Source organism: Rathayibacter rhapontici (assembly GCF_001995175.1).
GTDB lineage: Bacteria > Actinomycetota > Actinomycetes > Actinomycetales > Microbacteriaceae > Rathayibacter.
On sequence record NZ_MUKN01000001.1, the window covers coordinates 163591 to 173892 of the forward strand.

Here is a 10302-nt window from a genome sequence, read left to right on the forward strand (position 1 = left end):
ATGGCCGCTGTCACGGCGCGCATCGGGGAGATCCTCGTCGAGCGCGGACTCGTCACTCCGGAGCAGCTCGACGCGGCTCTGGCCCGTCAGGCCCGCGAGGGCGGGCTCATCGGCCGGCACCTCGTCATCGACGGGGCCGTCACGCGGCGCGAGATGTACGGCGCCCTCGCCGAGCAGTGGGACGCGCCGCTGATCGACCTGGTCGAGGAGCCACCGGAGGGGGTCGTGCTCGCCGGCATCGGCGCGCCGGACCTCGTCGAGGCGGGCTGGGTGCCGTGGCGCGTGCTGCCCGACGGCACCGGAGTGATCGCCACCTCCGTCCCCCCGACCGACGAGGTCCTCGCGCACGCCCGCGCGCTGATGGGCGTCGAGCGGATCCAGGTGCGCACCACCACCGACTGGGACATCTTCATGGCGGTCGAGAACGCGTGCCGTGCCGCGCTGCTGTTCGGCGCGGCCGACGCGCTCGCGGTGCGGAGCGGCGACGAATCGGCCAAGTCGGGGCTGCGCCGCTGGCAGGTCGTCACTCCGCTCGTCGTGGCCGCCCTGGTCGTCGCGGGCGCGGTTCTGGCGCCCAGCATCACCTTCGTGATCGTGCTCGCCGGAGCGAACCTGCTGTTCCTGATGAACATCGCCTTCAAGGCGCTGGCGGGGCTCCGCGCGCCGCTCAACCAGAGCTCGGTGAAGGCGTGGGAGGAGGAGGTCGCGATCGAGCGCGGCCGCCGCGGTCTCGTGGTCGAGCCTCCGCGCATGACCGACGACGAGCTGCCGATCTACACGATCCTCATCCCCGCCTACAAAGAGGCCAACATCATCAGCAAGCTGCTGGTGAACATCGGCGCCCTCGACTACCCCAAGGCCAAGCTCGAGGTGCTCGTGCTGCTCGAGGCCGACGACGACGAGACCATCTCGGCCGTGCGCCGGATGAGCCCGCCGGAGTACGTCCGCATGGTGATCGTGCCGCCGGGCGGCCCGCAGACCAAGCCCCGGGCCTGCAACTACGGCCTCAGCTTCGCCCGCGGCGAGTTCGTCGTGATCTACGACGCCGAGGACCGCCCCGACCCCGACCAGCTGCGCAAGTGCGTGCGGCTGTTCCGCGAGGACGCCTTCGAGCGCGAGCACGTCGATCCGTCGCAGAAGCAGCTCGTCTGCCTCCAGGGCGCGCTGAGCTACTTCAACGCCGACTACAACGTGCTCACCCGCATGTTCGCGGTCGAGTACGCGCACTGGTTCGGCGCCATGCTCCCCGGCCTGGACCAGTCGCACCTGCCGATCCCGCTCGGCGGCACGTCGAACCACTTCGAGACCCGCGTGCTGCGCGAGCTCGGCGCCTGGGACCCCTACAACGTGACCGAGGACGCGGACCTCGGGCTCCGCGTGGCCGCGCACGGCTACCGCGTGGGAGTCGTCGACTCCAACACGTGGGAGGAGGCGTGCGCCGAGGTCCCCGCGTGGATCAAGCAGCGCACCCGCTGGATCAAGGGCTACATGATGACCGCCGGCGTGAACACCCGGCACCCGATCCGCTGGTTCCGCGTGAACGGGATCCTCGGCACGCTGAGCCTGGTGGCGCTGATCATGGGCACGCCGGTCGCGTTCCTGCTCTACCCCTTGGTGCTGGGCTTCACGGTCATCACCTACATCGGGGTGCAGTTCATCGGCCTCGACATCCCGGAGTGGCTGATCATCGCCGGCACGACGAACATGCTGTTCTCGAACGCGCTGATGATCGTGGTGTCGGGCCTCGCGGCCTGGAAGCGCTACAACTGGCGGGTCGCGGTGTTCGCGCTGCTGAACCCCGTGTACTGGGTGCTGCACTCGATCTCGGCGTGGCGCGCGGCCTGGCAGATCGTGTTCAGCCCGCACAAGTGGGAGAAGACGCCGCACGGCCTCACCGAGGACTACGAGGACTCGACGATCGGCGCGCCGGCCTAGCCCGTCGGGCGGCGTCGTGCCGACTCTCCAAGAGTTGTCGTACTCGAGGCCGAGTACGACGACTTTCGCGGAGTCGGCCACCGTCGACGGGCCGGGGCGGATCTTCCGCCCCGAGTGTCCAGGAGTCGTCGTACTCGAGTGCCCAGTACGACGAATTCCGAGGACTCGACGCGCTCCAGGGCGGAGGAGCCGGGCGGCTCAGACCGGAGGGGCCACCAGCAGCAGGGCGCCGCCGGCCGCGCTGAGCGCAGCGACGATGCACCAGCGGTCGGGGTGGGAGCCGCAGCCGGCCGCCTTCGCGAGCGCGGCCAGCGCGGTGGCGAGCACGCCGACTCCGATCTGCAGCGTCGCCGACGTGCGCATCAGCGACCAGGCCTCGAAGGCGGGCACCGGAGTGGGCGCGGGCAGCAGCCCGGCGAAGCTCGCCGACACCGCCAGCAGCAGCACCGACGCGAACGCCAGCGCGACGACGAGGTGCGCCAGGAGCTCCGCCGCAGCACGCTGCCGAGCGCGGGAGACGACGGTGCGGAGGTGCGGGACGGAGGCGATCGCGGCACTGCGATGAGGCATGCGCCGAGCGTAGATCGCAGCGGCTTCGCAGGAACCCCCTTGCAGGTCCCCCGTCCGGAGGTGATCCGAGAGCACGTCCGTTCCGGTCCCCGAGTGGATGCCGAGTGCTCGCTGAGCGCTCGAGACGGGGATCGACCCCTCCGCCGAGCCCGATCTAGCCTGGAGGGACGGAGGTGCCCCGATGTCCGATGCGAAGAACAACGCCGCGCGCTACCTGGCGAAGCGCGCCGCCGGCGACCCCTCGCCCGACACCTCCGACGAGAGCGAGGCGACGATCCCGGAGGATCCCGCCGAGCGGGCGGCCTTCATCGAGACCACGATCCAGCAGGCGATCCGCCGCGGCGACTTCGACGACCTCCCCGGCGCCGGCAAGCCGCTCGAGGGCCTGAACGGGAGCCACGACCCGGACTGGTGGATCCGCCGCAAGATCGAGCGCGAGAACCTGACGGGCATCGGCCCGGTCGCGTTCCTCCTCCGCGCCGAGGACCGGCAGCTCGACGACCGGCTCGACCGCCTGCACCGCGAGTCGGAGGTGCGCACGCACCTCGAGGAGTTCAACAGGCGCGTCGTCGAGGCGCGCCGGCAGCTCCTCGGCGGTCCGCCCGTGGTGACGCCGCTCCGCGACGTCGACGCCGAGCTCGTGCGCTGGCGCGAGCGCCGCGCCGCGCGCGCCCGCCCCGCGGTTCGGACCGAGACGGAGCGACCGCGCCGGTGGTGGCGGCGCCGGAGGACCGATCAGGGCTGAGGCGGCTCCGCGTCGGGGTGGCCGGCGGCCTCCGCGATCGCGGCCATCACCAGCGACGTGTGCTCGTCGTCGAGGTCGGGCAGCACGTGGCGCAGGTGCACGGTCAGACCGTCGGCCAGCGACGCCGCCATCTCGAGGACGCTCAGGAGCGAGGGGGTCAGCCCCCACTTCTCGTGCTCGACGGTCAGGGCGTCGACGGACTCGGTGGCCCGGTCGAAGTCGATGGACCAGGATCCGGAGTCGGGGTCGTGCAGCACCCAGGGGTGCTCCTCCCGGATCAGGCCCGCGGCGATCAGCAGGTCGACGGCCGCCCGCCGGGCGTCGTCCGCGGCCGCACCCCGACGCAGCTGGTCGAGGCGGTCCTCCTCGGCCGTCACGGGAGCGGTGCTCCGCGCGACCGCGCTCACGCGGGAGCTCCGAGCGACGCGACGCCGTTCCAGGGGGAGGAGTCCGGACCGCGGGTCGAGGAGGGGCGCATGGGGGTCCTTCGTGGGCCGGGGGAGGAATCGGCCGATGTTACCGTGAACAATTTCACGGGTGCAAGAGCACGAACGGCGCACCCCGACCGAGCGAGGTGCGCCGCGTCGACGACAGGCCCTAGATGTTCAGCTTGTTGAACACGGGCGCCGGCAGCGCCTTGATGACCGTCATGATGACGCGCCACTTCACCGGCGCGTACGCGACCGCGCGGCCCGAGGCCATCGCGGCGGCGACGTCCTTCGCCACCGACTCCACCGACGCGAGCGAGCCGCCCGACTGCTTGATGTGCGCGGTCATCGGGGTGTCGGTCGGGCCGGGCTTGATCAGCACGACCGAGAGGCGCGAACCGGCCAGGCGGTGCTGGAGACCCTGGGCGAAGCGCTCCACGAGGCCCTTGGCCGAGCCGTAGACGTAGTTGGTCTTGCGCCCGCGGTCGCCGGCGACGGAGCCGATGACGCCGATCGTGCCGGACGTCAGTGCGTTCGCGTACGCCTCCATCCACAGCGCCACGGAGACCCCGGTGACCACGAGCACGTCGCGGGCGACGGCGAGGTCGGCCGACGCCTCCTCCTGCGACGTCATCGCACCGTGGGCGATGAGCACCGTGTCGGGCGCCCCGCCCTCGAGCGAGGTCTCGACGACGGAGGAGATCGCGGCCGGGTCGGTCAGGTCGATCGCCGACACCGAGAGGGTCGCGGCGGGGAAGCGCACGCGGAGGTCGGTGGCGAGGGCCTCGAGCCGGGCCTGGTCGCGGCCCACGAGCAGCGCCTGGCGCGCGCCCGTGCCCAGCCAGACGCGGAGGGTGTGCTCGGCGATGGCCGAGGTCGCTCCGACGACGACGATCTTCGAAGGGTGGTTGGTCACGTCAGCTCCCGAGGACTCGGCGCGAGAAGCCGGAGGAGATCCCCGGGTCGCGCTGGAGGGTGAATTCGGCGAGGCGCGGGTATCCGGCCTCGAACATCTCGCGCGGCATGCGCGCGTCCTTGGCGGGGTACAGGCGCCCGCCCGCGGCCAGGACCAGGGCGTCCAGCCGCTCGAACAGCGGCAGGGCCGCCGCGTCGTTGGGGAAGTCGAGCGCGAAGCAGACGCCGGGCGCGGGGAAGCTCAGCAGCCCCGGCGACTCCAGCGAGCCGAAGGTCTTCAGCACGCCGAGGAACGAGCCGGTGCCGGACGCCGCGATCAGCGCCAGCATCTCGCGGGTGACCTCGAGCGCTCCCTCCCACGGCACGACGCTCTGGTACTGGTAGAAGCCGCGGGGGCCGTACATGCCGTTCCAGCCCTCGATCGCGTCGAGCGGGTAGTAGAACTGCTCGTAGTGCTGCACGGAGCGGCCGGCTCCGGTCGCCTTCAGGCGGTAGTAGGCGCGGTTCAGCAGGGGCAGGGTGGCGCGGTTCACGACCGACGTGGGGAACGCGAACGGCACGCGCAGTCCGCGTCCGCGCGCCTCGGGGAGCTCGGGGGCGGCGGTCGCGTCGCCGCGCGTGTAGACGCCGCGGCGGCCGCCCTGGGTCGTCACGTCGATCCAGGCCACGGTCTGCTCGAACACGTCGACCGACTCGTGCACCAGGCCGAGGTACTCGTCGAGGGTCTGGAACGGCACGTCCTCGGCGACGATCCACGGCCCGGGGACCCGCTTCAGCGCGATCTCGACCTCGACGATCAGGCCGGTGAGCCCGAGGCCGCCGATGGTGGCCGCGAAGAGCTCGACGTTCTCCTCGGGGGAGCAGCGGGTCGTCGATCCGTCGCTGCGCAGCACCGTGAACGAGACGAGGTGGCGCCCGATGGTGCCGGCGGAGGCGTGGTTCTTGCCGTGCACGTCGTTGGCGATCGCGCCGCCGAGGGTCACGTTCTTGGTGCCGGGAGTGACGGCGAGCATCCAGCCGCGCGGCGCGAAGACCGACTGCACGTCCTTCAGCAGGACGCCGGGCTCGGCCCGGAGCACCCCGCTCTCGTCGTCGAAGGCGAGGAAGCGGTCGAAGCCGCTGAAGTCCCAGACGACCCCGCCGCCGTTGAGGGCGACGTCGCCGTAGCTGCGGCCGAGACCGTAGGCGATGCCCCCGTCGCCGCGGGCGAGGGCGGCCTGCGCCTGCTCGACGCTGGTGATCGCGACGACGCGGTGCTCGTCGCGCGAGAGCAGGCCCCAGGAGGAGACGGTGCTGGTCATGCTGGCTCCTCACGCGGGCCCTGGAAGGTGACGTTCTTGTCGAGGAAGTACTTGGCGGCGTAGCCGATCGCGAGGCCGATCACGGCCCCGGTGTAGCGGGCGGCGTCGGTGCCGAAGAGGGCGTCGAAGCCGAACTCGAAGCCCCAGAAGATCAGGGTCGTGACCCCGCTCATGACGCCGTACAGGAAGAAGGTCTTGACGCCGTGCGCCGCGTTCATCGTCTCGTGGCGGAAGATCCAGCGCTTGTCGAGGACGTACTTGGCGACCACCCCCGTCAGGGTGCCCGCGAGGACGGCGATCACGGTCGCCCACTCTCCTGTGAGGAGCAGCTCGACGAGCATCTGGGTGCCCAGGTTGACCGCGGTGGCCAGGATCGCGAACACGACGTACAGCACGGCCGTGCGCATGAGCGTTCCTCCGTGCCGATCGTCGATGTCCCCCGCCACCGCCCCGGCCGGAACGACGAGGACGACACCCAGGATTGTAGGTTGAGCACCGCCCCATGCGAAAATCCGGGGCGGTGCGCGCCCGCGCACGCCCCGACGATTCCCCCGGAGGAACGACGCCGTGAGCACCGCCCGAGCACTCGTCGCCGCCATGCGCCCCAGGCAGTGGCTCAAGAACGTCCTGGTGCTCGCCGCCCCGATCGCCTCGGCGCGGATCCTCGAGCCCGAGGTCCTGCTGGCGAGCCTGATCGGCATCGTGGCCTTCAGCCTGGCCTCCTCCGGCGGGTACATGCTCAACGACCTCCTCGACATCGAGTCCGACCGGCTGCACCCCAAGAAGCGGTTCCGCGCCATCGCGTCGGGCGCCCTCCCCGTCCGGGTCGCCTGGATCGCCGCGTTCGTGCTGATGATCGCTCCGCCGCTGCTCACGTTCCTCGCCGGGTACACCTGGTTCGCCGCGACGCTCGCCGCCTACCTGGTGATGCAGATCTCGTACTGCATCTGGCTCAAGCACGAGCCGGTGATCGACATCCTGATCGTGGCCGGCGGATTCGTGCTGCGCGCGATCTCGGGCGCCGCGATCGCGGACATCCCGCTCACGCAGTGGTTCCTGCTGGCCATCTCCTCCGGCTCCCTCTTCATGATCGCGGGCAAGCGCTACTCCGAGAAGCTGCAGAGCGAGGGCAAGGAGGAGAGCCACACCCGGGCGACGCTGAAGATCTACACGGCGGGGTACCTGCGCTTCGTGTGGTCGGTGGCCGCGTCGCTGACGATGATCACCTACGCGCTCTGGTCGCTGTTCCTGAACGGCGACGACTCGCTCTGGTCGATGGCGTCCATGGTGCCGTTCGGCGCCGCGCTGTTCCTCTACGCGCTCGACATCGAGAAGGGCCGGGCGTCGACTCCCGAGGACATCGTCCTGGGCAACGTGCGGCTGCTGATCTGCGCCGCGCTGTGGGCGGCGCTGTTCGTCACGGCGATCCTGACGCGCGCGGGGGCCTGACGCCCGGTCGTCACGACGTCGTGCCGCGCCTCAGGCGCAGCCGCGTCTCCTCGAGGTCGAGCATCGACTGCGCCTGCGTGAGGATCCGCTGCGGGTAGGCCCGCCGCGAGCGCGCGTCGAGCAGCGCCTCGCGCTCGGCCGTCACCACGGCCAGCCGCAGCGCCCGGTAGAGGCGGTGCGGAGTGCCGGCCGCGTCGCGCTCCCCGCCGCGCGCCCGCTCCCACGCCGCCTCCGAGCGGAGGAACGACGTCTGCCGGACGCGCTCCAGGACGTCCGGGTCCACCTCCGTCACGCCCTCGACGACGTCGCCCGGGCGCTCGAGGACGGACAGCCCCTTCTCGGTGATCTCGTCGAGCAGGCCCGCGAGGTAGCGCTGGTCCTCCGGCTCGTCCACCCCGCGGATCCCGGTCGCCCGGATCACGAGGGGCAGCGTGCTGCCCTGGACGAGGAGCGTCGTGACCGCGACCGTGAAGGCGATCAGCACGAGCTGCGGGCGGTACGGGATGTCCTCGGGCAGCGTCTGCGCGGCCGCGAGGGTGACCACTCCGCGCATCCCGGACCAGCCGAGCACCAGGCCGCCCCGCCAGCCGAGGCCGCTGGTGCTGAAGTGGCGGTAGTCGGCGCGGCGGAGCTGGTAGCGGCGCCGCGCCTTCGTCCGCTCCTCGCGGGGGAGCTCGGCGGCCTGCTCGAGCACCGCCTTCTGCTCGCGGGCGCGCCGCTCGGCCCGCCGGGTCTGCCAGCGCTCGCCGAGGAGCACCGGGCCGACCCAGAGGAAGCGGACGACGATGAGCCCGACGGTGGCGATCAGGCCGATGCCGACGGCGGCGGGGACCGTGAGCGCGGCGTCGTCCGCATCCTGGATCAGGCTGCGGATCTCGAGCCCGATCAGGAGGAACACGCCGTTCTCGAGCAGGAACTGCACCGTGCGCCAGTTGATGCGGTCGTTGACCCGCGACTGCGCGGTGAAGGCGCGGGAGGAGGCGTGGCCGGTGTGCAGGCCGGCCACGACCACCGCGAGGACCCCCGAGGCGCCCAGGCCCTCGGCCGGGATGAAGGCGACGAACGGCACGGTGAACGAGACGACGGTGTTGAGCACCGGGTCCTCGAGGCGCGAGCGCACGAAGACGGTGAGGATGCTCGCCACGAGGCCGACGACGACCGCGACGGCCACTGCGTACAGGAAGTCGCCGACCGCGGCCCACGGAGTCGCGAGCGTCCCGGCCGCGGCGGCGAGGGCCGAGCGCAGCAGCACCAGGGCGGTCGCGTCGTTGATCAGGCCCTCGCCCTCGAGCAGGGTCAGCAGCCGCGGGGGCAGGCCCAGACGCCGCCCGACGGACGTGGCGGCGACCGCGTCGGGCGGGCTGATGATCGCACCGACCGCGATGGCGAGCGCGAGGCCCAGCTCGGGCAGCAGGACGAAGAGGAGCGCCCCGACTCCGGCCGCCGAGATCGCGACCAGCACGACCGAGAGGCCGGTGATGGTGGTGAGGTTCCGCCGGAAGTCGATGAACGGCACGCTGATCGCGGCGGCGTAGAGCAGCGGCGGCAGCACGCGTCGAGCACCCACTCGTGCGGCACGACGACCTCCGGGACCCCGGGCAGGTACGAGAGGCCCACTCCGGCGAGCACCAGGACGATCGGAGCGGCGACGCCGAGGCGGCGCGCGAACACGGCCACCGCGACCAGGACCGCCACGGCCACGATCACCGCGATCCCGAGCATCATCGGGGATCGCTCCTGCTGGCGCGGGGCGGGCGGCGGTCGGGCATCGGTCTCGTCTCCGGTCGTCCCGACGCCGCCCCGGGCGGGCGGCGCTGCGGGAGCCGACGTCGAGTCTGCGCCCGCCGCTCGGGCCCTGGCAGGGGGTTGCCGCCCGGACGGGATCCGGGCACGGGCCCGGAGTCGGCGGGTCAGCGCCGGTCGAGCACCCGCTCGAGGCCGATCAGGAGGGCCAGGCCGCCGAGGGCTGCGACGACGACCGCGGCGATCGCACCGGGGGAGAGGGTGAGGGCGGCGTCGACCAGCTCGGCGCGCAGACCCTGGTCGCCCGAGACGATCAGCAGGCCGACGGCGACGGCGGCGGCGAAGAGGCCCCAGACGATCGCGCCGAGGCGGATCCGCGGACGCTTCGGCGTCAGCGCGCCGGGGAGGGGAGTGGTCTCGGTGCTGCTCATGGTGCGTCCTCACTCGTGGTCTGCGGGGTGGTGTTGGTGGCCGGGTCGGTGGGTGCGCTCTCGGGGGAGATCGTGGACTCCGTGCCCGCGCTGTGCTCAGCGGGGAAGTAGGTCGTCTGGTCGTGCACCGTGATGGTTCCGGCCGTCTGCTCGATCCGGACGACGACCGGCACGGCGTCCGGATCCCCGAACGTCTGCGTCCACACGGTGCGGCCGTCGACGACCGAGACGCCCTCAGGAGAGCTGCGGACCTGATCCATCACGGAGACGACGCTCAGCAACCCGCTGTCCGAGACGGCTTCGACCCTGACCGTTGCGCCCTCCATCGGCCAGATCGAGATGTCGCCCTGGCCTTGCCAGACGTCGATGACGGCATCGTCCTCCGCATCGGCCACCACGGTGATGTCGAGAAGGCCGGTGAGCATCGCGTAGTCGCCGGACCGGTAGTTGGAGACGCCGTACGATCCGATCGGCAGCACCTCGCGGTCCGGCGGCAGCATCGCGGCGACCAGCGCCGTCGCCAGCACGAACGTCGATGCGACGACCAGGAGGATCGCCCTCCGGCGCAGCAGGCCTGCCAGCACGATCGCCGCGGCGAGCACGAGGGCGGCGGCGGCGAAGCCGACCACGACCGCGGTGGTGCCGGAGGCGGTGAGCGAGGCGATCGCGCCGGCGACGGCCGCGGCACCGAGCACGACGAGGGTGACGCTCGCCCGCAGCCGGGGGTTGCCGGCCCGGCCGCACGCGGCGGCGCTCCTCGCGGACGGCGGCGGCCGCGCGCGACC

General features: G+C 72.1%; 11 protein-coding genes. 3 read left to right on the plus strand and 8 right to left on the minus strand.

What is annotated here, in order from left to right; translation table 11 throughout:
• On the plus strand, positions 1-1935 hold the full coding sequence (locus tag B0T42_RS00790; protein WP_077221536.1) for a glycosyltransferase: 1935 nt from the start codon (positions 1-3) through the stop codon (positions 1933-1935).
• Positions 1936-2133: 198 nt separating this feature from the next.
• On the opposite strand, the gene B0T42_RS00795 is transcribed toward B0T42_RS00790, so the two are convergent.
• Positions 2134-2505 carry a hypothetical protein gene (locus B0T42_RS00795; RefSeq protein WP_077221537.1) on the minus strand — a complete coding sequence of 124 codons (372 nt, stop codon included), beginning with the start codon at positions 2503-2505 and terminating at the stop codon, positions 2134-2136.
• Between the two features lie 181 nt (positions 2506-2686).
• On the opposite strand from B0T42_RS00795, the gene B0T42_RS00800 reads away from it, so the two are divergent.
• Positions 2687-3250: a DnaJ family domain-containing protein gene (locus tag B0T42_RS00800; protein WP_077221538.1), complete on the plus strand. Its 564-nt coding sequence runs from the start codon at positions 2687-2689 to the stop codon at positions 3248-3250.
• Here the strand turns inward: B0T42_RS00800 and B0T42_RS00805 are convergent.
• The 4 genes from B0T42_RS00805 to B0T42_RS00820 form a co-directional block, all read right to left on the minus strand.
• Positions 3241-3657 (minus strand): hypothetical protein, encoded by a 417-nt coding sequence (locus B0T42_RS00805; RefSeq protein ID WP_077221539.1) that lies wholly within the window; start codon positions 3655-3657, stop codon positions 3241-3243. The two genes, B0T42_RS00800 and B0T42_RS00805, sit on opposite strands and share 10 nt — an antisense overlap.
• Before the next feature lie 190 nt (positions 3658-3847).
• The gene (locus B0T42_RS00810; RefSeq protein WP_077221540.1) at positions 3848-4594 is read right to left on the minus strand and encodes an SDR family NAD(P)-dependent oxidoreductase; all 747 of its coding nucleotides are present in this window, start codon (positions 4592-4594) and stop codon (positions 3848-3850) included.
• A gap of 1 nt (position 4595) precedes the next feature.
• Positions 4596-5894 (minus strand): FAD-binding oxidoreductase, encoded by a 1299-nt coding sequence (locus B0T42_RS00815; RefSeq protein WP_077221541.1) that lies wholly within the window; start codon positions 5892-5894, stop codon positions 4596-4598.
• Entirely contained in the window at positions 5891-6301 is a 411-nt protein-coding gene (locus tag B0T42_RS00820; protein ID WP_077221542.1) for a GtrA family protein, read from the minus strand. The genes B0T42_RS00815 and B0T42_RS00820 overlap by 4 nt, the downstream gene beginning before the upstream one ends.
• Positions 6302-6461: 160 nt before the next feature.
• Here B0T42_RS00820 and B0T42_RS00825 point away from each other — a divergent pair, with 160 nt between their 5' ends.
• Positions 6462-7343: a decaprenyl-phosphate phosphoribosyltransferase gene (locus tag B0T42_RS00825; RefSeq protein WP_094742645.1), complete on the plus strand. Its 882-nt coding sequence runs from the start codon at positions 6462-6464 to the stop codon at positions 7341-7343.
• A 10-nt stretch (positions 7344-7353) separates the two neighbouring features.
• Here B0T42_RS00825 and B0T42_RS00830 read toward each other — a convergent pair whose 3' ends face one another.
• The 3 genes from B0T42_RS00830 to B0T42_RS19800 all read right to left on the minus strand — a co-directional run.
• A complete protein-coding gene (locus B0T42_RS00830) occupies positions 7354-8910 on the minus strand; it encodes a cation:proton antiporter (RefSeq protein ID WP_236720031.1) in 1557 nt (518 codons plus the stop codon).
• Between the two features lie 343 nt (positions 8911-9253).
• The gene (locus B0T42_RS00835) at positions 9254-9517 is read right to left on the minus strand and encodes a hypothetical protein (protein WP_077221543.1); all 264 of its coding nucleotides are present in this window, start codon (positions 9515-9517) and stop codon (positions 9254-9256) included.
• Positions 9514-10302 (minus strand): hypothetical protein (locus B0T42_RS19800; RefSeq protein ID WP_201788458.1); only part of this gene is annotated, 789 nt, incomplete at its 5' end. The genes B0T42_RS19800 and B0T42_RS00835, both read right to left, overlap by 4 nt.

Excerpts from the sequence above, each read along its gene's own strand:
- B0T42_RS00815 (WP_077221541.1), bottom strand. The coding sequence starts at position 5,894 with ATGACCAGCACCGTCTCCTCCTGGGGCCTGCTCTCGCGCGACGAGCAC.
- B0T42_RS00820 (WP_077221542.1), bottom strand. The coding sequence starts at position 6,301 with ATGCGCACGGCCGTGCTGTACGTCGTGTTCGCGATCCTGGCCACCGCG.
- B0T42_RS00795 (WP_077221537.1), bottom strand. The coding sequence starts at position 2,505 with ATGCCTCATCGCAGTGCCGCGATCGCCTCCGTCCCGCACCTCCGCACC.
- B0T42_RS00790 (WP_077221536.1), top strand. The coding sequence starts at position 1 with ATGGCCGCTGTCACGGCGCGCATCGGGGAGATCCTCGTCGAGCGCGGA.
- B0T42_RS00800 (WP_077221538.1), top strand. The coding sequence starts at position 2,687 with ATGTCCGATGCGAAGAACAACGCCGCGCGCTACCTGGCGAAGCGCGCC.
- B0T42_RS00835 (WP_077221543.1), bottom strand. The coding sequence starts at position 9,517 with ATGAGCAGCACCGAGACCACTCCCCTCCCCGGCGCGCTGACGCCGAAG.